We start from the raw sequence: 22,968 nt of genomic DNA on the forward strand, positions 1-22,968 counted from the left end.
AGTGAATAGGAAAAAGCAACGCGTTCAAACCTATTCACCACTCACTACTAACTACTCGCTCTCTTGAGACACCAAGCCAGGGAGAGCTTACATGGACACCGAGATGCTGATCGGTTCGCGCTTCGAAAAGGGCACCGAGACCGAGGAGCCGATCCTCAACCCCAAGACCGGCCAGATCATCCTCAACCTGCCGGAGGCGAGCCAGTCGCAGATCGAGGCGGCAGTCGCTGCCGCAGAAAAAGCTTTCACCGGGTGGTCGCGCACCACGCCGGCGCAGCGCTCCGGCTATCTCCTGAAGATCGCCGACCGCATCGAGGCCGAGGCGGAGAGCTTTGCCAAGCTCGAGGCGCTGAATTGCGGCAAGCCGATCAATGCCGTGCTCAACGACGAAATCCCGGCGATCGTCGATTGCTACCGCTTCTTCGCCGGCGCGGTGCGCTCCATGCCGGGTGTCGTGGCGGGCGAATATCTGCCCGGTCATACGTCCATGGTGCGCCGTGACCCGATCGGCATCGTCGCATCCATCGCGCCGTGGAACTACCCGTTGATGATGATGGCGTGGAAACTCGCGCCGGCCATCGGCGGCGGCAACACGGTGGTGTTCAAGCCGTCCGAACAGACGCCGCTGACGGCGCTGAAGCTGGCGAAGATCATGGCTGAAATCCTGCCTGAAGGCGTGGTCAATGTTGTGCTTGGGCGAGGCGAAAGCGTCGGCAACGCGCTGATCAACCACCCCAAGGTCAACATGATCTCGATTACCGGCGACGTCGCCACCGGCAAGAAGGTGCTGCAGGCCGCCGCCAAGTCGGTCAAGCGCACGCATCTGGAACTGGGCGGCAAGGCGCCGGTCATTGTCTTCGACGATGCCGATCTGGAAGCTGTTGTGAATGGCTTGCGCGCATTCGGCTATTACAACGCGGGGCAGGACTGCACCGCCGCCTGCCGCATCTATGCCGGCAAGAAAATCTACGACAAGCTGGTCGCCGACCTGTCATCGGCCGTCTCGACCATAAAGTTCAACCAGCCGGACGATACAGAAAACGAGATCGGGCCACTCATCTCCAGCCGGCAGCGCGACCGCGTCGCGAGTTTCGTCGAGCGCGCCTCGGAGCTGAAGCATGTCGAGATCACCACCGGCGGCAAGCCGGGCGAGGGCGGCGGCTTCTTCTACCAGCCGACCGTGGTTGCCGGCGCCTTGCAGGAAGACGAGATCGTGCGCCGCGAAGTGTTCGGGCCGGTCGTCTCCGTCACCCGCTTCTCCGACGCCGACGAAGCCGTCAACTGGGCCAATGATTCCGACTACGGCCTTGCTTCATCCGTCTGGACCAAGGACGTCTCGCGCGCCATGTCGACCGCCGCACGGCTGCAATATGGCTGCACCTGGATCAACACGCACTTCATGCTCACAAACGAGATGCCGCATGGCGGGTTGAAGCAATCCGGCTACGGCAAGGACATGTCGCTTTATGCGCTGGAGGATTACACGGCGGTGCGCCACGTCATGATCGCGCACTAAGCGGCCACCGAACTTCTGCCCTGGAGCCCGGTTCGCCGGGCTCTCTTTTTGTCTTGCCTATCTGGTCCTACCAGATTTTCCCCGCTAGATTGCCGTTGAACCGCCAGCAGAGCGGCCATCGGAGGGGACAAAAATGAAAATCGGCTTCTGCATGTTCCTGTGGACCACCAATGTCACAGGAAAGCACCAAAAACTGCTGCGCGACATCAAGGCGACCGGATATGACGGCGTCGAAATCCCGGTCTTCGAAGGCACGCCCGACGACTACAGGCGGCTGGGCGAAATGCTCGATCGCATCGGCCTTGAGCGCACCGCCGTGTCGGCCATGGGCGATCCGGCGATGAACCTGATCTCGCCGAGCGCTGCCACCCGCAAGGCCGGCATGAACTACATGAAATGGGCGATCGATTGTGCCGAGGCGCTCGGCGCGAAAACGCTCAGCGGCCCGCTTCATTCCACACTCGGCCAGTTTTCCGGCGTCGGCCCGACATCGGCCGAAAAGAAGCGCTCGGTCGCCTCGCAGCGCGCCATCGGCGACCATGCCGGCCAGCATGGCGTCACCATCGGGCTTGAGGCGCTGAACCGCTTCGAATGCTATCTCTTGAACACGATGGCCGACCTCTCGGCCCATATCGACGAGATTGGCCATCCGAACATCCGCGCCATGTACGACACCTTCCACGCCAATATCGAGGAGACGGACCCCATCGGCGCCTATACCAAGCACGTCCGCAACATCGCCCACATTCATATTTCGGAGAATGATCGCGGCGTGCCGGGGCGCGGCAATATCCCGTGGAAGAAGACGTTTTCCGCGATCAAGGAGAGCGGCTATGACGGCTGGCTCACCATCGAGGCGTTCGGGCGCGGGCTGAAGGATCTGGCGGCGGCGACAAAGGTCTGGCGCGATTTCGCCGAAAACCCGGAAGCGGTCTACCGCGAGGGCTTTACACACATCCGGAAAGGCTGGAAGCGGGCATAGGACGACGGCCTCGGTGGGCGGTCAGCCGACCCTCAGCCGCTGACGTCGGCATTTGCCTCCGCGGCCTGTGCGGGCGTCACAGGATCGCTCGGCCGCCTGATCTTTTCCGACGCCGCGATCACCAGTTCGTCCAGCCCTTCGCCGCCACTGTCGAGAACCTCGAACAGATGCCGGCGCATGCGCGGCTCCCAGAACTTGTTGATGTGCTCGGCCGTGCCGGCCAGGCCTTCCTCGCGCGGCTTCGAATGGAAGAACGTCGCGATCTGGTTGGCCATGCGGATCAGCTTGTCGCGCGTACTGGCCTTGTGTTCTTCAAGCGACATGTCTGGCTGCTCCGGAAGTGACGCGGTCTGGATGGGTGAAAATGTCGAAATCGTCGCCGCGCACCAGCGCCACCAGCGTCATGCCGGCCTCGTCCGCGGTGCGGATGGCAAGGGCGGTCGGTGCCGACACGGCAATGATGAAGCGCGCGCCGATCGCCGCCGTCTTCTGCACCATCTCGACCGAAACGCGCGACGTGACGACGACCGCGCCGGAGGAACCGTCGATGCCCTTGTGGGCGAGCGCGCCTGCCAGCTTGTCGAGCGCATTGTGGCGGCCGACATCCTCGCGCGCCTTGATGATGCCTTTGCCGGGCACGTAGAAGCCGGCGGCGTGCACCGCGCCGGTCTCGGCATGCATCGGCTGTACCTTGGAAAGCAGCTTCACCGACTGGACGATATCGTTCTCGCTGAGCGTAAGCGGCGACGCACCGACCTGATCAACCGAGCGCATCGCTTCCTCGATGGATTCGATGCCGCAGAGCCCGCAGCCGACCGGCCCTGCCAGCCGCCTGCGACGCGCCTGGAAACGCGTATTGGCCTTGTCCTTCAGCCGGATCTGGATGTCGATGCCGGCGCCCTGGTCCTCGACCTCGATCGCCTCGATCTCGTCAATCGACGAGATGATGCCTTCGGTGAGCGAAAACCCCAGCGCGAAATCCTCAAAATCCGCCGGGCTCGCCATCATCACCGCATGTGTGGTGCCGGCAAACGAAAACGCCACCGGCGTTTCCTCCGGCACCATGCGGTTTGCCGCCGCCGTTCCAGCCGCGCGCCGGGCGAGGCGGGAGGTCTGGGTGATGGGTTTGCGGGCCGCAGCCACTACCTTACTCCGCCGCTTCCAGCGTCGCAATCTTGCGCGAGCGCTGCGACAGGTCCTCATACTCCTCCTGCCACTCGGACGGGCCGTTGGATGGCGCGACCTGGACGGCGGTGACCTTGTATTCGGGGCAGTTGGTCGCCCAGTCGGAGAAGTCGGTGGTGATGACGTTGGCCTGCGTGTCGGGGTGGTGGAAGGTCGTGTAGACGACACCCGGCGACACGCGATCGGTGATCAGCGCACGCAATGTCGTCTCGCCAGCCCGGCTTTGCAGGCGCACCCAGTCGCCGTCGCGAATGCCGCGATTCTCGGCATCGTGCGGGTGGACTTCCAGGCGGTCCTCCGAATGCCAGACGACATTTTCGGTGCGGCGTGTCTGCGCGCCGACATTGTATTGCGACAGGATGCGGCCGGTGGTGAGCAGCAGCGGGAAGCGTGGGCCGGTCTTTTCGTCCGTCGCCACATATTCGGTGCGGATGAACTTGCCCTTGCCGCGCACGAAATGGTCGATATGCATGATCGGCGTGCCTTCCGGTGCCGCCTCGTTGCACGGCCACTGCACGGAACCCATCTTGTCGAGATAGTCGTAGGAAACCTTGGCGAAGCTCGGCGTCGTCTGCGCGATCTCGTCCATGATTTCCGACGGGTGCTGGTAGTTCCAGTTCAGGCCCATCGCCTGGGCAAGCTTCTGCGTCACTTCCCAGTCGGCAAAGCCGTTCTTCGGTGCCATCACCTTGCGCACGCGGTTGATGCGGCGTTCGGCATTGGTGAAGGTGCCGTCCTTCTCGAGGAAGGTCGAGCCCGGCAGGAAGACATGGGCGTAGCGCGCCGTCTCGTTCAGGAACAGGTCGTGCACCACCACGCATTCCATGGCGGCGAGGCCGGCCGAGACATGCTTGGTGTCCGGGTCGGACTGCAGGATGTCCTCGCCCTGGATGTAGATGCCCTTGAAGGTGCCTTCAACAGCCGCGTCCAGCATGTTGGGGATGCGCAGGCCCGGCTCGTTGTCGAGCTTCACGCCCCACAGGCTCTCATAGATGTCGCGCACGGCGTCGCCAGAGATATGGCGATAGCCCGGCAGCTCATGCGGGAACGAGCCCATGTCGCATGAGCCCTGCACGTTGTTCTGGCCGCGCAGCGGGTTCACACCGACGCCGCGCCGTCCGATATTGCCGGTCAGCATGGCGAGGTTGGCAATCGCGATGACGGTGGTCGAACCCTGGCTGTGTTCGGTCACGCCGAGGCCGTAATAAATCGCGCCATTGCCGCCCGTCGCATAGAGCCGGGCCGCTTCACGGATTTTCTCTGCCGGCACGCCGGACAGCTTTTCCACTTGCTCCGGGCTGTGGCGTTCGTCGGAGACGAAGCCTGCATAGTCCTCGAACTCCGACCAGTCGCAGCGCTCGCGAATGAACTGCTCGTCGAACAGCCCTTCCGTCACGATGACATGCGCCAGGGAGGTGACCACGGCGACATTGGTGCCGGGCTTCAGCGGCAGGTGATAGTCGGCCTTGGCGTGGACCGAATCCACAGTCTCGGTGACGCGCGGATCGAGCACAATCAGCTTGGCGCCCTGGCGGATGCGCTTCTTCATGCGCGAGGCAAAGACGGGGTGCGCGGCCGAAGGATTGGCGCCGATCACCATGATCACGTCGGAATCCTCGACCGAGTCGAAATCCTGCGTGCCGGCCGAGGTGCCGTATGTCTGGCCGAGGCCGTAGCCGGTCGGCGAATGGCAGACGCGGGCGCAGGTGTCGACATTGTTGTTGAGGAAGCCCTGGCGGATCAGCTTCTGGACGAGATAGGTTTCCTCGTTGGTGCAGCGCGACGAGGTGATGCCGCCGATTGCCGTGCGGCCATACTGGTACTGAAGGCGGCGGAATTCGTTGGCGGTGTGGGTCAGCGCCTCTTCCCACGACACTTCGCGCCATGGATCGGTGATCTTTTCGCGGATCATCGGGTTGAGGATGCGCTCCTTGTGCGTGGCATAGCCATAGGCGAAGCGGCCCTTGACGCAGCTATGGCCGCGATTGGCCTTGCCGTCCTTGTAGGGCACCATGCGCACCAGCTCGTCGCCGCGCATTTCGGCCTTGAACGAGCAGCCGACGCCGCAATAGGCGCAGGTGGTGACCACCGAATGCTCCGGCTGGCCGATCTGGATAACGCTCTTTTCCGTCAGCGTCGCGGTCGGGCAGGCCTGCACGCAGGCGCCGCAGGAAACGCATTCCGAATCGATGAAGGGCTGGTGCATACCGGGCGACACGCGGCTGCCGAAGCCACGGCCTTCGATGGTCAGCGCGAATGTGCCTTGCACTTCTTCGCAGGCGCGCACGCAGCGCGAGCAGACGATGCATTTCGACGGGTCATAGGTGAAGTACGGGTTGGACTCGTCCTTCGCCATCCATTTGAAGTTTTCCGCGCCGTCCATCTTCTTGAAGACGTGGTTGTCGCCTTCGTAGCCATAGCGCACGTCGCGCAGGCCGACGACGCCGGCCTGCGTCTGCAATTCGCAGTCGCCGTTTGCAGCACAAGTCAGGCAGTCGAGCGGATGGTCGGAGATGTAAAGCTCCATCACGCCACGGCGGATGTCTTTCAGGCGGCCGGTCTGGGTATGAACCACCATGCCGGGTGCGACAGGCGTCGTGCAGGAGGAGGGCGTGCCGTTGCGGCCCTCGATCTCCACCAGGCAGAGGCGGCAGGAGCCGAAAGCATCGACCATGTCGGTGGCGCAAAGCTTCGGAATGGCAATGCCGGCCTCCATCGAGGCACGCATGATCGAGGTGCCTTCCGGCACGGTCACGGTGAAGCCGTCGACGGACAGCGTGATCTGCTTTTCCGCTTTCGAGGCCGGGGTGCCGTAGTCGATTTCGTGGACGAGACCCATGATCCTGTCTCCTTATTCGGCTGCTTGAGCGACCGGCGTCGGCCGGAAATCTTCGGGGAAGTGGTTGATTGCGCTCATCACCGGGTAGGGCGTGAAACCGCCCAGGGCGCAGAGCGAACCGAACTTCATCGTGTTGCAGAGGTCTGTGACCAGCGCGAGGTTCTTCTCGGGCTCGATGTTGTGGGCGATCTTGTCGATGGTCTCGACGCCGCGCGTCGAGCCGATGCGGCAGGGCGTGCACTTGCCGCAGGACTCGATGGCGCAGAATTCCATGGCGAAGCGCGCCTGCTTCAGCATATCGGCGGTGTCGTCGAAAACGGTGATGCCGGCATGGCCGATCAGCCCGTCTCGTGCCGCGAAGGCTTCATAGTCGAACGGCGTGTCGAACAGCGAGCGCGGGAAATAGGCACCCAGCGGCCCGCCGACCTGCACCGCCTTGACCGGGCGTCCGGTGACGGTGCCGCCGCCAATCTCGTCGACGATCTCGCCGAGCGTCAGGCCGAACGCTGCCTCGAACAACCCGCCATGCTTGGCGTTGCCGGCGATCTGGATCGGTATCGTGCCGCGCGAGCGGCCCATGCCGAAATCCTTGTAGTGCTGCGCGCCGCGATCCATGACGATCGGCACGGAGGCCAGCGAAATCACATTGTTGATGACGGTTGGCTTGCCGAACAGGCCCTGGATCGCCGGCAGCGGCGGCTTGGCGCGCACGATGCCGCGCTTGCCTTCCAGGCTGTTGAGCAGCGAGGTTTCCTCGCCGCAGACATAAGCACCCGCGCCGACGCGAATTTCCATGTCGAAGGCGTTGGGCGAACCCATCACATTGACGCCGAGCACGCCGGCCTTGCGCGCCACCTCGACGGCCTTCTGCATCGTCGCCACCGCATGCGGATATTCCGAGCGGATATAGACGAAGCCCTTGGTCGCGCCTGTGGCGATGCCGGCAATCGTCATGCCTTCGATCAGCACGAAGGGGTCGCCCTCCATGATCATGCGGTCGGCGAAGGTCGCAGAGTCACCCTCGTCGGCGTTGCAGACGATATATTTGCGGTCGGCGGTCGTATCGAGAACGGTCTTCCACTTGATGCCGGTCGGGAAGCCGGCGCCGCCGCGTCCGCGCAGGCCCGAGTCGGTCACCTGCTTGACGACGTCGGCAGGCGTCATCGCAATCGCGTTCTCCAGACCCTTCAGGCCGCCATGGGTCCTGTAGTCTTCCAGCGACAGCGGGTCGGTGATGCCGCAGCGCGCGAAGGTGAGGCGGGTCTGCTTGGCAAGAAACGGGATTTTCTCAGGATCGCCGAGCGAAAGCTTGTGCTCGCCACCGGAGGTCAGCCCGGCGTCGAACAGCGAGGCAACATCCTTGGCCGTAACCGGGCCATAGGCGACGCGGCCGGCATCGGTCGCCACTTCCACCATCGGCTCCAGCCAATAGAGGCCGCGCGAACCGTTGCGCACGATTTTTGCGTCCAGCCCGCGCGTTTCGATTTCCTGCGCGACCGCTTTGGCGACCTTTTCGGCGCCGAGCGCCAGCGCGCCGGAATCGCGGGGTATGTAGATAGTGACCGTCACGAGCGTACCTCCTGAACGATCTCTTCAATCTTGTCGGCGTCGAGCCTGCCGATGACTTCGCCGTCGAGCATAGCGGCGGGCGCGCAGGCGCAAAGGCCGAGGCAATAGACCGGTTCTAGTGTAACCGAATTGTCCTTCGTCGTCTCGTGGAAGCCTATGCCCAGCGCCTGGCTGATCTGGGCTGCAATGGCATCGCCGCCCATCGACTGGCAGGCTTCCGCCCGGCACACCTTCAGAACGTGGCGGCCGGCCGGATGGTTGCGATAATCATGATAGAAAGTGACAACGCCGTGCACTTCGGCGTTGCTGATGTTCAGCGCCTTGGCGATGATCGGCAGCGTTTCGGCGGGCACATGGCCGAATTCTTCCTGGATCTCATGCAGGATGGGCAGGAGAGGGCCTTCGAGCGCCTTCATCTCGTCAATAATCGCCGTCGCCCGCGACGCGATCTGGGTACTTGCAGCCTGCATCGACATGCAGCGCCCTCCCTATGTATTTCCTCACTTTAGAACTAATCAAAACGGAAAAGCTCAATCAAGAGAGCTCTTTCGTTGAACGATAGGAAATTTCTATCAAAGAAGGGAAAGATCGGCAGCCAATATCCGTGCCTGATGCAGCAGTGCCGAAACCAGCGGCGTATGCGGTTCGCGATGCGCGGCAACGAGTCCGACGAGATGGCTGGCATCCGGCTCGACGATGGGAATGGCGCGGATCGGCTCGGCGAAGCCGAAGGTTTCGGCAAGGTTGAGCGGCATGATCGAAGACCATTTTCCCGTGCGGATATGCGAAAACAGCACGATCATCGAGTTCGATTCCAGCGTCGGATGCGCTTCCGCTCCGGCCTCTCCGAGATGCTGGTTGATGATGCGCCGGTTCTGCATGTCAGGGGTCAGCAGGCACAGCGGCAGCGCGGCCACCTCCGCCCACGTCACGGTCTCGCTGTCGGAAAACGGGTTGCCGGCGGCGGTGATGAGCTGATAGCGCTCCGAGTAGAGCGGCACGGTCGCCACGCGCCCAAGCGGCTCATTGTCGAGATAGCTGATGCCGACATCGATCTCGAAGTTTTCGAGAAGCGTCAGCACCTCGATCGAGGTGCGCGACAGGATCGAGAAGGTCACGCCCGGGTGCTTTTCGCGAAACGGCGTGGTCAGGCGCGGCGTCATGGCAAGTGCGGTCGGGATCGCCGCAATCCGCACATGGCCGGCAAGCCCGTGGCGCGCCGCGCGCATTTCCTCACGCATGGTGCGGGCATCGCCAACGATGCGCCGCGCCCATTCCAGCACGCGGCTTCCCTCCGGCGTCAGCCCCTGAAAACGCGAGCCGCGCTGCACCAGCATCACGCCCAGCGCCTCTTCCAGCTGCTTGATGCCAGCCGAAAGCGTCGGCTGCGTCACGCCGCACTCTTCCGCCGCGCGGCCGAAATGCTGCTGCTTGGCGAGAGCTATGAAGAATTCCAGCTTGTCGATCATTTCATGTCGCTGTCAGGCGACCGGCGGGTGCCGGTCAAATGTTGTTTGCGCAAGGTCCGGGAAAATCACCGTCCATGCAAGCTGCCATTGTCGCAGACATTCACTGGCTTCTTGGTGTTCTGGCCGAACTGCATTATCTGAAACGCGACTAAGGACCGAAAAGGGCTGCCATGACCACTGTCACCAAGGAAATCGTTCTCGAACGGCTGAAGACGGTCAATGGCCCGGATTTTTCCGGCGATATCGTCAGTCTCGGCCTGGTTTCCGAGATTTTCATCGCTGACCAGAAGGTCTTCTTCTCCATCACCGTGCCGGCGGCACGGGCCAAGGAAATGGAGCCCCTGCGTGCTGCAGCCGAACGCGTGGTGCGCGCCATTCCCGGCGTTGCCGGCGCCGTTGTCGCGCTGACCGCCGAGAAAAAGGGCGGCGGCATGGAAGCGCCCCCGCCGCCGGCGCGTCCGGCAGCGCCTCGTCCGGCTCCTGCCGCTCCGGTAGCTCGGCCCGCGCCCCAAGCGCCGGCCGGCCATCAACCGGGCAAGCGTGGCGTGCCGGGCATCGAGGCGATCATCGCGGTCGCATCCGGCAAGGGCGGCGTCGGCAAATCCACCACCGCCATCAACATCGCGCTCGGCCTCGCGGCGAACGGGCTGAAGGTCGGCGTGCTCGACGCCGACATCTACGGCCCGTCCATGCCGAAGCTGCTCGATCTCCACGGCAGGCCGCAGACGGTCGATGGCAAGATCCTGAAGCCGATGGAAAAATACGGCCTCAAGGTCATGTCCATGGGCTTCCTCGTCGATGAGGAAACGCCGATGATCTGGCGCGGGCCGATGGTCATGTCGGCGCTCACGCAAATGCTGCGTGAGGTCGAGTGGGGTCCGCTCGACGTGCTCGTGGTCGACATGCCGCCCGGCACCGGCGACGCGCAACTCACCATGGCCCAGCAGGTTCCGCTGGCCGGCGCGGTCATTGTCTCGACACCGCAGGATCTGGCGCTGATCGATGCCCGCAAGGGTCTGAATATGTTCAAGAAAGTCGACGTGCCGCTACTCGGCATCGTCGAGAATATGAGCTATTTCATCGCCCCCGACACCGGCAAGCGCTACGACATCTTTGGCCACGGCGGCGCCAGGAAGGAGGCCGAGCGTCTCGGCGTCACCTTCCTTGGCGAAGTGCCGCTGCAGATGGAAATCCGCGAAACCTCGGACGCCGGCACGCCGGTCGTGGTGTCGAAGCCCGAGGGACCGGAAGCCAAGATCTATCGCGGCATCGCCTCGAAGGTCTGGGAGCGGGTCAACGAAGAACGCGGGGCGGCGGAAGCTGCTGTGCCGAGCATCGTATTCGAGTAGCAAGACTTCACCTCCCCCTTGAGGGGAGGGTGGCCCAAAGAGCCGGGTGGGGTCATCGTTGAAGCGCGTTACGCTTTCTACCGTAGACCCCCTTACCCTCAGTCAGCTTCCATCTGGCAGCTGGGACCGACCCATTTGCCTGTGGAAACATCCACATGGTTGTTCGAATCCATCGGGCTGCAAACCGGATAACGATCGTCGCCTTGCCGTTGCGTGCTTAACATCCTGTCGTGGTCGATATCGGTATTGGCGGAGTCGGGATTGGCAGTCTGCTGGTCTTGCTGCTGCGACTGCGGGGCTGCTGGCTGTTGATCCGGTTGTTGATCTTGCGCACTGACACAACCGGCTATTGCCAGCAAAAGAAAGCCCATTGCCGACAGGACGATAACTCTCATGTTTCACCTCACGAAGAAGAGACAATCAGGCTACGTCCAGCCGCACAAGGCTCAAAAATAGTCCGTCAGTTCACAAAGTTGACAACCTTGCCATAACGAACTGTTACCCGGCGCTCACTTTCTCATTGAAACTCGAGAAGAACTGGCCGGCCAGCTTCTTCGACGTCGAGGTGATCAATCGGCTGCCAAGCTGTGCGATCTTGCCGCCGACATCGGCCTTGGCCTCATATTTGAGAAGGGTGGAGTTCGCGCCGTCCTCGGTCAGCGTCACATCCGCGCCGCCCTTGGCAAAGCCGGCGATGCCGCCCTTGCCTTCGCCCTGAATGGTGTAGGAGTGCGGCGGCTTCAGGTTCTTCAGAGTGACCTCGCCGGCGAATGTCGCCTTGATGGGCCCGATCTTCAGCACCACGGTTGCGGCCATGTCGGTCGGCGTCTTCATTTCCAGGTTCTGGCAGCCCGGAATGCATTCCTTGAGAACCGCCGGGTCGTTCAGCGCTTCCCACACTTTCTGCACGGGTGCCGCGATGTGTTCCTCGCCTTCGATAATCAGGGCCATGACGTCCTCCGACTGATTGCTTCATGAGGCGTAGCGAACCCGGCAGGTCTTGTCCATCGCACCAAAGTGTTGGGGGCTGCCACGCACACTCATGCGCTTCTCCTCAAGCTTGCGGCCCGGAACGCCCAAAGTGCCCCTTGCGAGCGTTCCCGCCTTGTCATAACCATTCAGCACCAAATTCGGGAGAACCTCATGGCCGGCGCAAAAACAACAAAAAAATTCCGCTCGCAGGAGTGGTTCGACAATCCCGACAATCCGGGCATGACCGCGCTCTATCTCGAGCGCTACCTGAATTACGGCCTGACGCGCGAGGAACTGCAATCGGGCAAACCGCTGATCGGCATCGCCCAGACCGGGTCGGACCTGTCACCCTGCAACCGCCATCACATCGAGCTCGCCAAGCGGGTGCGCGAAGGCATCGTGGCAGCCGGTGGCGTCGCCTTCGAGTTTCCCTGTCATCCGATCCAGGAGACGGGCAAGCGCCCGACCGCATCGCTTGATCGCAACCTCGCCTATCTGTCGCTGGTCGAGGTGCTTTACGGCTATCCGCTCGACGGCGTCGTGCTGACCATCGGCTGCGACAAGACCACGCCGGCCATGTTGATGGCCGCGGCCACCGTCAACATCCCGGCCATCGCGCTCTCGGTCGGCCCGATGCTGAACGGCTGGCACAAGGGCAAGCGCACCGGCTCGGGCACCATCGTCTGGGAATCGCGCCAGCGGCTTTCGGCCGGCGAGATCGATTATGACGAGTTCATGGACATCGTCGCCTCGTCCGCACCGTCGGTCGGCTATTGCAACACCATGGGCACGGCGACCACGATGAACTCGCTGGCTGAAGCACTCGGCATGCAACTGCCGGGTTCGGCCGCCATTCCCGCGCCCTATCGCGAGCGCGGGCAGATTTCCTACGAGACCGGCAAGCGCATCGTCGGCATGGTCCATGAGGATTTGAAGCCGTCCGACATCATGACCCGCGAAGCCTTCGAAAACGCCATCGTCATCAATTCAGCCATCGGCGGCTCGACCAACGCGCCGATCCACCTCAACGCCATCGCTCGCCATCTCGGCGTCAAGCTCGACAATGACGACTGGCAGGCTGTCGGCCACAAGATCCCGCTGCTGGTCAATCTCCAGCCGGCCGGCGAATATCTCGGCGAGGATTATCACCATGCCGGCGGTGTGCCTGCGGTGGCGGCCGAACTGCTCAAGGCCGGCCTGCTGCCGCATCCCGCCGCGTTGACGGTCAATGGCCGCTCGATGGGCGACAACTGCGCCAATGTCGAAAACCTCAACCCGGAGGTCATCCACCCGGTCTCGAATCCGCTCAAGGAAAGTGCCGGCTTCATCAACCTCAAAGGCAATCTGTTCGACAGCGCCATCATGAAGACCAGCGTGATATCGCCGGAATTCCGCGACCGCTATCTCTCCAACCCCAAGGACCCCGAAGCCTTCGAAGGCAAGGCGATGGTGTTCGACGGGCCGGAGGATTATCACGCCCGCATCGACGATCCAGCACTTGGCATCGACGAGCACACGCTTTTGTTCATGCGTGGGGCAGGCGCCGTTGGCTATCCCGGCGGTGCCGAGGTGGTGAACATGCAGCCGCCCGCCTATCTCATCAAGAAGGGCATCCACTCGCTGCCCTGCATCGGCGACGGCCGCCAGTCCGGCACATCCGGCACGCCGTCCATCCTCAACGCCTCGCCGGAAGCGGCGGTCGGCGGCGGGCTGGCGCTGCTGAAATCAGGCGACCGGGTGCGCATCGATTTGCGGAAGGGCACTGCCGACATCCTCGTCACCGACGACGAGATCGTGCGCCGCCGCGCCGAGCTGCAGAACAACGGCGGCTATCATTTCCCCGAGCACCAGACGCCATGGCAGGAAATCCAGCGCGGCATGGTCGACCAGCTGTCGGAAGGCATGGTGCTGAAGCCGGCGGTGAAATACCAGCGTGTGGCGCAGACGAAGGGTGTTCCGCGGGACAATCATTGAAGCGCAGCATTTCCCTCCCCTCAAGGGGGAGGTGGGCGTCGGCTCAAGCCGCCTTCTTCTTCGCCAACCTAGCCTTGATGCTCTCCACGTCGGCGCGGGGCGTCGCGGCAAACAGCGTCCTGGTGTAGCTGTGCTTGGGGTCGGAAAACACCGCGTCGCGCGAGCCGTATTCGACTGCCTCGCCGAAATACATCACCATCACGTCGTCGGCGATGTAGCGCACCACCGACAGGTCGTGGCTGATGAAGACGTAGGTCAGCTGGAACTCGTCCTGCAGGTCGGCAAGCAGGTTCAGCACCTGCGCCTGCACCGAAAGATCGAGCGCCGAGACCGGCTCGTCGAGCACCAGCAGACTCGGGTTCAGCATCAGCGCGCGGGCAATCGCGATGCGCTGGCGCTGGCCGCCGGAGAACATATGCGGATAGCGGTTGTAATGCTCAGGTGCGAGCCCGACCTTCTTCAGCATCGCCATGGCGCGGTCGCGCCGCTCGGCTGCCGGAATGTCGGTGTTGATCTTCAGCGGTTCGCCGAGCACGTCGCCGATCTTCTGGCGCGGATTGAGTGAGCCGTAGGGGTTCTGGAACACGATCTGCACCTTGCGCCGCATTTCCGGCGTCAGCGCCGAATGCGCGATGTCGACCTTGTTGCCGTCGATCAGAAGGTCGCCGGAAGTCGCCGGGTCAATCAGCGTGATGATGCGGGCGAGCGTGGACTTGCCGCAGCCGCTTTCGCCGACGATGGCCAGCGTCTTGCCTTTTTCGACCGAGAAGCTGACACCCTTCACCGCGTGAACGGTGCGCGCTTTCGTCAGCAGGCCGCCGCCGACATGGTAGTCGCGAACGAGGTTCTTTGCCTGGAGGACCGTCTGGGTCATGCCGTCGCTCCCTCGGGGTCGAGTGCGAAGTCGGAGATTGTCGGCAGCCGGTCGCCGGTGGCGTTGTCGGGCAGGGCCGAAAGCAGCGCCTTGGTGTAGTTGCTCTTCGGCGATTCAAACAGCGACAGAACGTCGGCTTCTTCCATCTTGCGTCCCTTGTACTGGACGATGACGCGGTCGGCGGTTTCGGCCACCACGCCCATATTGTGGGTGATCATGATCAGCCCCATGCCGTGCTCGGCCTGAAGGCGCATCAGAAGATCGAGGATCTGCTTCTGGATGGTCACGTCGAGCGCGGTCGTCGGCTCGTCGGCAATCAGCAGCTTCGGATTGCAGGCGATGGCAATGGCGATCATCACGCGCTGGCACTGCCCGCCCGACATCTGGTGCGGGTAGGAACCAAGCCGCTCGGCCGGTTCGGCAATGCCAACCTGCTGCATGAGCTCGATGGCGCGGGCGCGGCGCTGGGCGCGGTCCATGCCCATATGCACGCGCAGCACTTCCTCGATCTGGAACCCGACGGTGAAGCACGGGTTGAGGCTTGCCATCGGTTCTTGGAAGATCATGGCGATGTCGCGGCCGATGATCTTGCGGCGCTGCTCGCCGGTGAGGCCGAGCAGGTCGACGCCGTTGAAGGCCATGCGGTCGGCGGTCACCGTCGCGGTTTTGGGCAGAAGGCCCATCACCGCCAGCATCGACACGGATTTGCCCGAGCCGCTTTCACCGACGATCGCCAGCACTTCGCGCGGCTCGATCGACATGTCGATGCCCTTCACCGCCATGAACGCGCCGACGCTGGTGTCGAACGAAACGCAGAGGTTCTTGATTTGGAGAAGCGGCATCTTACGACCTCTTCAGCTTGGGGTCGAAGGCGTCGCGCAGGCCGTCGCCGATCAGGTTGATGGCAAGCACGGTGATAAGGATGGCAAGGCCGGGATAGGTCACCACCCAGGGTGCGCGCAGGATGAACTCGCGCGCTGCCGCCAGCATCGTGCCCCATTCCGGCGTTGGCGGCTGTGCGCCCATGCCGAGGAAGCCCAGTGCCGCAGCCTCGAGAATGGCGTTCGAGAAGGACAGCGTCGCCTGCACGATCAGCGGTGCCAGACAGTTCGGCAGGATCGTCACCGCCATCAGCCGCAGATGCCCGGCACCTGCGACCTTGGCCGAGATGACGTATTCGCGGTTCTTTTCCGCCATCACGGCAGCGCGGGTCAGGCGGGCAAAGTGCGGTTGCAGGACGACCGCGATCGCCAGCATGGCGTTGAACAGGCCAGGCCCGAGGATCGCCACCAGCACCAGCGCCAGAAGCAGCGACGGGAAGGCGAGGATGATGTCCATGACGCGCATGATCAGCGTGTCGACCCAGCCGCGGAAATAGCCGGCGAGCACGCCGAGTATGATGCCGCTGGTGAGCGAGAAGACGACGACGACGAGACCGATGAACAGTGAATAGCGCGCACCGTAGATCAGCCGCGAGAGCATATCACGGCCGACGGCATCAGTGCCGAGGATGAAGGTCGATTTGCCGCCCTCGTGCCACATCGGCGGTGTCAGAAGCGCGTCGCGATACTGCTCGTTGGGCAGATGCGGTGCGATCAGCGGCGCGAAGATCGCGACCAGAACGAGAAGGACGAAGACGATGAGGCCGAGGACGGCCCCGTGGTTCATGGAGAAATAGTGCCAGAACTCGCCAAAGGCGCCCGAACGGGCTTTGGCTTCTACGGGCAATGTGGCTGTTTCGTTGCTCATCTTTGCCTCACTGCACGCGGATTCGCGGGTTGATGACGGCGTAGAGGAGATCGACGATCAGATTGACGGCCATCACGATCAGCGCGATCAAAAGCAGGCCGCTCTGCACCACGACATAGTCGCGCTTGCCGATGGAATCGATCATCCACTTGCCGATACCCGGCCAGGAGAAAATGGTCTCGGTGAGGATGGCGCCAGCCATCAGCGTGCCGACCTGCAGGCCGATCGTCGTGACGACCGGGATCAGCGCATTGCGGAAGGCATGCATCCCGATGACGCGGCGCGGCGTCAGGCCCTTGGCGCGGGCGGTGCGCACATAGTCTTCGCCCAGCACTTCCAGCATGGCCGAGCGTGTCTGGCGCGCAATGACGGCAAGCGGAATGGTGGCAAGCACGATCGACGGCAGGATCAGGTGGCTGACGGCGGAGCTGAAAGCGCCGCTCTTGCCCGACAGCAGGCTGTCGATAAGCATGAAGCCGGTGACCGGCGGGAAGAAATATTGCAGGCCGATACGGCCCGACACGGGCGTCCAGCCGAGATAACCGGAAAAGAAGATGATGAGCAGCAGGCCCCACCAGAAGATCGGCATGGAATAGCCGGTCAGTGCCGCGCCCATGGTCAACTGATCGAACCACGAGCCGCGCTTGACGGCGGCGAAGATGCCGGCCGGAATGCCGATGACGACCGCGATGATCATGGCGACCGTGGCCAGTTCCAGCGTCGCCGGAAACAGCGCCAGGAATTCGCCGATGACGGGGCGCTTGGTGGCGATGGAGATGCCGAAGTCGCCCTGCAGCACGTTTCCGATGTAGTCGAAATATTGCAGCCAGATCGGGCGATTGTAGCCGAAGCGTTCGAGCAGTTCCTGATAGCGCTCGGGGCTGACGCCGCGTTCGCCGGCCATGGCCAGAATGGGGTCGCCGGGCAGCAGGCGCACGAAGGCGAATGCGGCAAGCGAGATGCCGAAGATCGTCGGAACGATCAGAGCGAGCTTGTTGAGAATATATCGGAGCATTTTTTCTTGCGAGAAGGGGACGACGCCCCGTTAAAGGCGCCGTCCCCTCGATTCGCTTGCCTTGTTATTCGGCGATGTCGACGCCGTCGAAGCGATGGATGCCGAGCGGGTCCATGACGAAGCCCGAGACCTTCTTGGACATCGGCATGAAGACCTTCGAGTGAGCGATGGTCAACCACGGCGCTTCGCGCTTGAAGACGACCTGCGCTTCTTCGTAGATCTTGGTGCGTTCGGCCTGATCCGTCGTGGCCTTGCCCTTCAGAAGCAGGTCCTGGAACTCCTTGTTGCACCAGATCGCGTAGTTGGACTGGCCGATGGCATCGCAGCCAAGCAGGAACAGGAAGTTGTCCGGATCGCCATTGTCGCCGGTCCAGCCGAGCTGGAAGGCGCCGTCACGGTCCTTCTGCTTGCCGCGTTCGCGATACTCGGTCCATTCGTAGCTGACGATCTCGGCCTTCACGCCAACCTTGGCGTAGTCGGCCTGGATCAGTTCCGCGACGCGCTGTGCGTTCGGGTTGTACGGACGGCTGACGGGCATGGCCCAGATCTTCATCGACAGATCCTTGACGCCGGCGGCCTCAAGCATCTTCTTTGATTCTTCCGGATTGTATTCGTCGTCCTTGATCGCGGTGTTGTAGGACCACATCGTCGGCGGGATCGGGTTGACGGCCACCTGGCCGGCGCCCTGATAGACCGCATCGATGATCGCCTGCTTGTTGACGGCCATGTTGAGGGCCTTGCGGACCTCGACCTTGTCGAACGGCGCCACGGTCGTGTTGTAGGCCATGTAGCCGATGTTGAGGCCTTCCTGTTCGGCAACATTCAGGTTCTCGTCAGCCTGCAGGCCGGCGATGTCGGCCGGAGCAGGATAGGACATGATGTTGCATTCGCCGGCCTTCAGCTTCTGCGCGCGCACTGCCGGGTCGGGCGTGATCGCGAAGATCAGGTCGTCGATCTTCTGGCGGCCGCCGAAGTAGCCGTCCCATGCCGCATAGCGGATGACGGCGTCGACCTGGTAGTCGACGAACTGGAACGGACCAGTGCCGATCGGCTTCTGCGTGAACTGCTGCATGGTGCCGGCTTTTTCGAGCGAGTCGGCATATTCCTTGGAGACGATCGATGCGAAGTCCATGCCAAGGTCAGGCAGGAAGGCGACTTCCGGCTTGTTGAGCACGAACTTTACCGTCAGGTCGTCGACCTTGACGATTTCCTTGAGCAGCTCCGGGAAGCCCATGCCGGTGAAATACTCCCAGCCGGTGCCGGGAAGATATTCGAACCACTTGTTGTCCTTCTTCCACTGACGCTCGAAGGAGAAGATCACGTCGTCTGCGTTGAGGTCGCGGGTCGGCGTGAAATAGTCGGTCGTCTGGAACTTGACGCCCGGCTTGAGTTTGAAGGTGTATTCGAGACCATCATCCGAAACGGTCCAGCTTTCGGCGAGGCCGGGCGTGATCGTCGTCTTGCCGTGCTCGAATTCGACCAGGCGCGAATAGATGGTGCGCGAGGATGCGTCGAAATCGTTGCCGCCGCTCCATGGCGACGGGTCAAAACCGGCCGGCGACGCTTCCGAGCAGTAAACCAGCGTTTTGGCATTTGCCGCCGCGCCGCCCAAGACGGTTGCAGCCGCAAGCGCAGCTGCAAAAGTCAGCTTCCTTATCATTGAAACACTCCCTGTCATGATACCAAGCCCCTCTGAACAGGCTTCGAGCCCGCATATAAGCATCGTTTTCGGGGCTTTGGAACTCCCTGTCTACATGCCGTTTGGGAAGAGGAACAAAGTTTCAAGAAGCCGATAAATTATAGACATAATATTTCATCCTGGGGCGCCTCGGCGAAATAGAGCGTCGCAGTCGTGCAATGACGGCGAAAGCTTGATTTTCGCGCCTCTCGCCTGATCAGGATTTTACCATTGAAGCGCGGCTGCTCTGAAAAATTGTTCAGAAACAAGCAGTAAATTTCATTGCCTTCATTACGCTGGGGCAAGACTTGCATGGCCAGCCCTTGTGACAATACATAGAGACACAGCGGTTTTGCGCGAGATGCTGCAGGAGGCAGACGAGGCGGGCAAGCCGGGGCGAATGCACGGTGAGGACCGAGAGACCAAGAAATAGAATACAGGGCAGGGAGGAACGAGTGGCCAAGACGACGATCAGCAAGGCGGGCAAGGCAACGGCTGCGGCGGCAGTGAAAAACGATCCGGCCAAGAAAGCCCCAGCGAAAAAGACAGCGGCGCCGAAGGCGGCTGCCACGACGGCATCCGCGGCTTCCACGAAGGCCGGCTCCAAGGCGCCGAAGGCTGTGAGTGCTGCGAAATCCTCTAAGCCCGCAGCCGCCAAGCCGGCGGCGAAACCCTCTGCGAAAGCGGCAGCAACCGGCAAGGCAACACCAGCGGCGAAATCGCAGACGAAGCCGGCGGTGAAAGCCGCCGCAGTCAAACCAGCGGCCAAGGCCGCGCCGGCGAAAGCTGCTAAACCCACTCAAGTGGCCAAGGCAACGGCCAAGCCCGTCGCAAAGACGGCTGCGGCCAAGCCGGCGGTGAAGACCGCGCCTGCCACCGCAAAGACAAGCTCGAAGAGCTCAAGCCCTGCCAAACCCGTAGCAAAACCAGTAGCCGCAAAATCCGCGCCGTCGAAATCGCGCGCCAAGCCGGCGACGAAAGCCGCATCCAGCAAGGCGTCGGTTGCTTCATCTCCTGCCGTCGAGCCGGCTGCGAAAGCTGCACTTATCGAGTTGCCGAATGCTGTGGCAGCCAAGGCCGGTGCGGCGAAGACTGCACCAAAGAAGCCCGCTGCCGCGAAGCCGAAAGCGGTTGCCGCGCCCAAGGTCGCGAAGCCGGCAGCCAAGGCCGAAACTCCGCCCAAACCCGCAGCTGCCAAGGTGCCGCTGACGAACGGCGCTGCCGGCCATGCAACCCCGGCAAAAGCCGCAGCTGCGCCGAAAGCAGCCAAGGCTGCCGACAAGCCGTCGGCAAAGAAAACCGCTACGGCGGCGGGGAAGCCGTGGCTGAAAAGCTATTCGTCTGTCGTTCCGGCCGAAATCGCTCCGCTGGAATTCGATTCCATCGGCGATTTCCTGGTCAACTCGTCCAAGAAATTCGCGACGCGGCCCGCCTTCACCTGCATGGGCAAGACGATCACATATGGTGAGCTGGAACGCCAGTCTGCTGCCTTCGGCGCCTGGCTCCAGTCGAAGGGCCTGGCCAAGGGCGCGCGCGTGGCGATCATGATGCCCAACGTGCTGCAATATCCCGTGGCGATGATGGGCATTCTGCGCGCCGGCTATACGGTGGTGAACGTCAATCCGCTTTACACACCGCGCGAGCTTGAGCACCAGCTCAAGGATTCGGGTGCGGAAGCAATCATCATCCTTGAGAACTTCGCCACAACGCTTCAGGCAGTAATTGCCAAGACCCCGGTCAAGCACGTCGTCGTCGCCTCGATGGGCGACATGCTCGGAGTGAAGGGACTGATCGTCAATCTGGTCGTGCGCCGCGTCAAGAAGATGGTTCCGGCCTGGTCGCTGCCGGGCCATACCAAATTCCCGGCGGTGCAGAAGGAAGGGGCCGCGCGCACCTTCAAGCCGGTCAAGTCGGAAGCCGATGACGTCGCCTTCCTGCAATATACCGGCGGCACCACGGGCGTGTCGAAGGGCGCGATCCTGCTGCATCGGAACGTTCTGGCCAATGTCGCGCAGAACCTGCTGTGGATGGAAACGGCTTTCGTGAAGAAGCCGCGGCCGGCAACCCTCACTTTCGTCTGCGCGCTGCCGCTCTATCATATCTATGCGCTGACCGTGAACGCGCTGATGGGCATGCAGCAGGGAGCGCAGAACGTGCTGATCCCCAATCCGCGCGACATTCCGGGCTTCGTCAAGGAACTCGCCAAGTATCAGGTCAATGTCTTCCCCGGCCTCAACACGCTGTTCAACGCGCTGCTCAACAACGAGGATTTCCGCAAGCTCGACTTCAAGCCGCTGCTGCTGTCCTTCGGCGGTGGCATGGCGGTGCAGCGCGGCGTCGCCGATCGCTGGCAGAAGCTGACCGGCTGCCTGATCTCGGAGGGCTACGGCCTTTCGGAAACCGCACCCGTTGCGACGGCCAACCGGTTCGACGCCGACGCGTTCAGCGGCACGATCGGCCTGCCGATCCCCTCCACCGAAATTGCCATCCGCGACGAGGACGGCCGGGATGTGGCGCTCGGCGAGGTCGGCGAAATCTGCATCAAGGGCCCGCAGGTCATGGCCGGCTACTGGAACCGTCCGGACGAGACAGCCAAGGTGATGACGCCCGACGGCTACTTCAAATCCGGCGACATGGGCTTCATGGACGAGGCCGGCTACACCAAGATTGTCGACCGCAAGAAGGACATGATCCTGGTCTCCGGTTTCAACGTCTATCCCAATGAGTTGGAGGAGGTCGTCGCCCAGCATCCGGGCGTGCTGGAAGTGGCGGCAATCGGCGTGCCGGACGAGCATTCGGGCGAAGTGCCAAAACTCTTCGTGGTCAAGAAGGACCCCAACCTGACCGCCGAGGAACTGCTCGCCTACTGCAAGCAGAACCTGACCGGCTACAAGCGCCCGAAGCTGATCGAATTCCGCACGGAACTGCCGAAGACCAATGTCGGGAAAATTCTGCGGCGGGAGCTTAGAGGGTAGTCCGACCGGATTTTCACCGTTGACCGTCTTGCGTGTCTCCCCCGATCCGCGGGAGACACGCAAGACTGATCGCGTCCAGCCGTATTCGGAACCGCTGCAGGACGCTGGACGGCGATTACCAACCTCGGACACCGCATGAAGAATCTGTTTGTCGTAACGCACACCCAGTCCATCCATCATATGGAGAACAAGGTGGGTGGCTGGTACGATACCGGCCTGACCCCGCAAGGCGAGAACGAAGCAAAAGCGACAGCTGCGCGGCTGGCGGCGTTGGTTGGTGACAGCAACGTCGAGATTTATAGTTCGGACCTTCTGCGCGCATCTCAAACCGCGGCTGCCATTTCCGAGCGCTTTCGGCAGCCGTTCTTCCAGACTGCCGATCTGCGTGAAATCAGCTATGGTTCAGCAGGCGGAAAGGCGCAGGAATGGTTGGACGCACGTTACGTCCCGGCGCCGGACCACAATCGGCTAGATCATCGCGGCGGTATCGACGATGCGGAGACACGTCGCGAGGTTGCGGCCCGCGTCTTTCGCTGTGTGAATGCGATCGTGGAGCGGGACTGCGAGACACAGATTATCGTGACACACGGTTTTGCGCTTACTCTCGTTATAGCAGCGTGGATCAAGATGCCGATCGAAGCCGCCGGCTTCGTAAGTTTTCCCGCCAAATCCGGAAGCATCACGCATTTGCGTCAGGACGATTTCTGGAGAAACCGGTCCGTGATCAGCCTTGCTGACGTCTCCCATTTGACGCAGAGCCAAATCTCGGCGCCGGAAGACCGTCGCGCATAGCCTTTGCACCAGACTTTCCGGTATGAGCCG

Annotated in this window: 19 protein-coding genes; 6 read left to right on the plus strand and 13 right to left on the minus strand. The window is 62.4% G+C overall.

All coding sequences use genetic code 11. The annotated features are described in order from the left end of the window. Positions 1–91 precede the first annotated feature (91 nt). On the plus strand, positions 92–1,516 hold the full coding sequence (locus tag G6N74_RS24035; protein WP_165120543.1) for a gamma-aminobutyraldehyde dehydrogenase: 1,425 nt from the start codon (positions 92–94) through the stop codon (positions 1,514–1,516). Positions 1,517–1,649: 133 nt separating this feature from the next. Next, the gene (locus G6N74_RS24040) at positions 1,650–2,498 is read left to right on the plus strand and encodes a sugar phosphate isomerase/epimerase family protein (protein WP_165120544.1); all 849 of its coding nucleotides are present in this window, start codon (positions 1,650–1,652) and stop codon (positions 2,496–2,498) included. A 32-nt stretch (positions 2,499–2,530) separates the two neighbouring features. On the opposite strand, the gene G6N74_RS24045 is transcribed toward G6N74_RS24040, so the two are convergent. The 6 genes from G6N74_RS24045 to G6N74_RS24070 form a co-directional block, all read right to left on the minus strand. Continuing rightward, positions 2,531–2,821 carry a formate dehydrogenase subunit delta gene (locus G6N74_RS24045; protein WP_119820942.1) on the minus strand — a complete coding sequence of 97 codons (291 nt, stop codon included), beginning with the start codon at positions 2,819–2,821 and terminating at the stop codon, positions 2,531–2,533. Beyond that, a complete protein-coding gene (gene fdhD / locus G6N74_RS24050; protein ID WP_165120545.1) occupies positions 2,811–3,641 on the minus strand; it encodes a formate dehydrogenase accessory sulfurtransferase FdhD in 831 nt (276 codons plus the stop codon). Before fdhD ends, G6N74_RS24045 begins: the two co-directional genes overlap by 11 nt. A gap of 4 nt (positions 3,642–3,645) precedes the next feature. Next, positions 3,646–6,522 (minus strand): formate dehydrogenase subunit alpha, encoded by a 2,877-nt coding sequence (fdhF, locus tag G6N74_RS24055; RefSeq protein ID WP_165120546.1) that lies wholly within the window; start codon positions 6,520–6,522, stop codon positions 3,646–3,648. A 12-nt stretch (positions 6,523–6,534) separates the two neighbouring features. After that, positions 6,535–8,091 carry a formate dehydrogenase beta subunit gene (locus G6N74_RS24060; RefSeq protein ID WP_165120547.1) on the minus strand — a complete coding sequence of 519 codons (1,557 nt, stop codon included), beginning with the start codon at positions 8,089–8,091 and terminating at the stop codon, positions 6,535–6,537. Next, the gene (locus G6N74_RS24065) at positions 8,088–8,567 is read right to left on the minus strand and encodes a formate dehydrogenase subunit gamma (RefSeq protein ID WP_165120548.1); all 480 of its coding nucleotides are present in this window, start codon (positions 8,565–8,567) and stop codon (positions 8,088–8,090) included. Before G6N74_RS24065 ends, G6N74_RS24060 begins: the two co-directional genes overlap by 4 nt. A 96-nt stretch (positions 8,568–8,663) precedes the next feature. Next, positions 8,664–9,560 carry a LysR family transcriptional regulator gene (locus G6N74_RS24070; protein ID WP_165120549.1) on the minus strand — a complete coding sequence of 299 codons (897 nt, stop codon included), beginning with the start codon at positions 9,558–9,560 and terminating at the stop codon, positions 8,664–8,666. A gap of 170 nt (positions 9,561–9,730) precedes the next feature. Here G6N74_RS24070 and G6N74_RS24075 point away from each other — a divergent pair, with 170 nt between their 5' ends. After that, the gene (locus tag G6N74_RS24075) at positions 9,731–10,909 is read left to right on the plus strand and encodes an Mrp/NBP35 family ATP-binding protein (protein WP_165120550.1); all 1,179 of its coding nucleotides are present in this window, start codon (positions 9,731–9,733) and stop codon (positions 10,907–10,909) included. A 98-nt stretch (positions 10,910–11,007) separates the two neighbouring features. On the opposite strand, the gene G6N74_RS24080 is transcribed toward G6N74_RS24075, so the two are convergent. Next, positions 11,008–11,304 (minus strand): hypothetical protein, encoded by a 297-nt coding sequence (locus G6N74_RS24080; RefSeq protein ID WP_165120551.1) that lies wholly within the window; start codon positions 11,302–11,304, stop codon positions 11,008–11,010. Between the two features lie 103 nt (positions 11,305–11,407). Continuing rightward, positions 11,408–11,860: an SRPBCC family protein gene (locus G6N74_RS24085; RefSeq protein ID WP_165120552.1), complete on the minus strand. Its 453-nt coding sequence runs from the start codon at positions 11,858–11,860 to the stop codon at positions 11,408–11,410. A 192-nt stretch (positions 11,861–12,052) separates the two neighbouring features. Here G6N74_RS24085 and G6N74_RS24090 point away from each other — a divergent pair, with 192 nt between their 5' ends. Then, positions 12,053–13,855, plus strand: coding sequence for an IlvD/Edd family dehydratase (locus tag G6N74_RS24090; RefSeq protein ID WP_165120553.1), 1,803 nt, complete (start codon positions 12,053–12,055; stop codon positions 13,853–13,855). Positions 13,856–13,898: 43 nt separating this feature from the next. Here the strand turns inward: G6N74_RS24090 and G6N74_RS24095 are convergent, their stop codons facing one another. From G6N74_RS24095 to G6N74_RS24115, 5 genes are all read right to left on the minus strand, one after another. Continuing rightward, complete coding sequence (locus G6N74_RS24095; protein ID WP_165120554.1) at positions 13,899–14,729, minus strand: dipeptide ABC transporter ATP-binding protein; 831 nt, start codon at positions 14,727–14,729, stop codon at positions 13,899–13,901. Continuing rightward, positions 14,726–15,571, minus strand: coding sequence for an ABC transporter ATP-binding protein (locus G6N74_RS24100; RefSeq protein WP_165120555.1), 846 nt, complete (start codon positions 15,569–15,571; stop codon positions 14,726–14,728). The genes G6N74_RS24095 and G6N74_RS24100 overlap by 4 nt, the downstream gene beginning before the upstream one ends. A 1-nt stretch (position 15,572) precedes the next feature. Further along, a complete protein-coding gene (locus tag G6N74_RS24105) occupies positions 15,573–16,478 on the minus strand; it encodes an ABC transporter permease subunit (RefSeq protein ID WP_165120556.1) in 906 nt (301 codons plus the stop codon). 7 nt (positions 16,479–16,485) lie between these two features. Further along, positions 16,486–17,493, minus strand: coding sequence for an ABC transporter permease subunit (locus G6N74_RS24110; RefSeq protein WP_119820924.1), 1,008 nt, complete (start codon positions 17,491–17,493; stop codon positions 16,486–16,488). 64 nt (positions 17,494–17,557) lie between these two features. Further along, on the minus strand, positions 17,558–19,153 hold the full coding sequence (locus G6N74_RS24115; RefSeq protein WP_165120557.1) for an ABC transporter substrate-binding protein: 1,596 nt from the start codon (positions 19,151–19,153) through the stop codon (positions 17,558–17,560). Between the two features lie 1,070 nt (positions 19,154–20,223). Here G6N74_RS24115 and G6N74_RS24120 point away from each other — a divergent pair. Further along, positions 20,224–22,146 (plus strand): long-chain fatty acid--CoA ligase, encoded by a 1,923-nt coding sequence (locus G6N74_RS24120; protein WP_205826841.1) that lies wholly within the window; start codon positions 20,224–20,226, stop codon positions 22,144–22,146. Between the two features lie 135 nt (positions 22,147–22,281). Continuing rightward, on the plus strand, positions 22,282–22,938 hold the full coding sequence (locus G6N74_RS24125) for a histidine phosphatase family protein (RefSeq protein WP_165120558.1): 657 nt from the start codon (positions 22,282–22,284) through the stop codon (positions 22,936–22,938). Positions 22,939–22,968: the final 30 nt, after the last annotated feature.

The organism is Mesorhizobium zhangyense (assembly GCF_011045115.1).
GTDB classification, from domain to species: domain Bacteria; phylum Pseudomonadota; class Alphaproteobacteria; order Rhizobiales; family Rhizobiaceae; genus Mesorhizobium_M; species Mesorhizobium_M zhangyense.

Coding starts and splice junctions, on each gene's coding strand:
- G6N74_RS24035 (WP_165120543.1), top strand. CDS start 92: ATGGACACCGAGATGCTGATCGGTTCGCGCTTCGAAAAGGGCACCGAG.
- G6N74_RS24040 (WP_165120544.1), top strand. CDS start 1,650: ATGAAAATCGGCTTCTGCATGTTCCTGTGGACCACCAATGTCACAGGA.
- G6N74_RS24045 (WP_119820942.1), bottom strand. CDS start 2,821: ATGTCGCTTGAAGAACACAAGGCCAGTACGCGCGACAAGCTGATCCGC.
- fdhF (WP_165120546.1), bottom strand. CDS start 6,522: ATGGGTCTCGTCCACGAAATCGACTACGGCACCCCGGCCTCGAAAGCG.
- G6N74_RS24065 (WP_165120548.1), bottom strand. CDS start 8,567: ATGTCGATGCAGGCTGCAAGTACCCAGATCGCGTCGCGGGCGACGGCG.
- G6N74_RS24070 (WP_165120549.1), bottom strand. CDS start 9,560: ATGATCGACAAGCTGGAATTCTTCATAGCTCTCGCCAAGCAGCAGCAT.
- G6N74_RS24075 (WP_165120550.1), top strand. CDS start 9,731: ATGACCACTGTCACCAAGGAAATCGTTCTCGAACGGCTGAAGACGGTC.
- G6N74_RS24080 (WP_165120551.1), bottom strand. CDS start 11,304: ATGAGAGTTATCGTCCTGTCGGCAATGGGCTTTCTTTTGCTGGCAATA.
- G6N74_RS24085 (WP_165120552.1), bottom strand. CDS start 11,860: ATGGCCCTGATTATCGAAGGCGAGGAACACATCGCGGCACCCGTGCAG.
- G6N74_RS24090 (WP_165120553.1), top strand. CDS start 12,053: ATGGCCGGCGCAAAAACAACAAAAAAATTCCGCTCGCAGGAGTGGTTC.
- G6N74_RS24095 (WP_165120554.1), bottom strand. CDS start 14,729: ATGACCCAGACGGTCCTCCAGGCAAAGAACCTCGTTCGCGACTACCAT.
- G6N74_RS24100 (WP_165120555.1), bottom strand. CDS start 15,571: ATGCCGCTTCTCCAAATCAAGAACCTCTGCGTTTCGTTCGACACCAGC.
- G6N74_RS24105 (WP_165120556.1), bottom strand. CDS start 16,478: ATGAGCAACGAAACAGCCACATTGCCCGTAGAAGCCAAAGCCCGTTCG.
- G6N74_RS24110 (WP_119820924.1), bottom strand. CDS start 17,493: ATGCTCCGATATATTCTCAACAAGCTCGCTCTGATCGTTCCGACGATC.
- G6N74_RS24115 (WP_165120557.1), bottom strand. CDS start 19,153: ATGATAAGGAAGCTGACTTTTGCAGCTGCGCTTGCGGCTGCAACCGTC.
- G6N74_RS24125 (WP_165120558.1), top strand. CDS start 22,282: ATGAAGAATCTGTTTGTCGTAACGCACACCCAGTCCATCCATCATATG.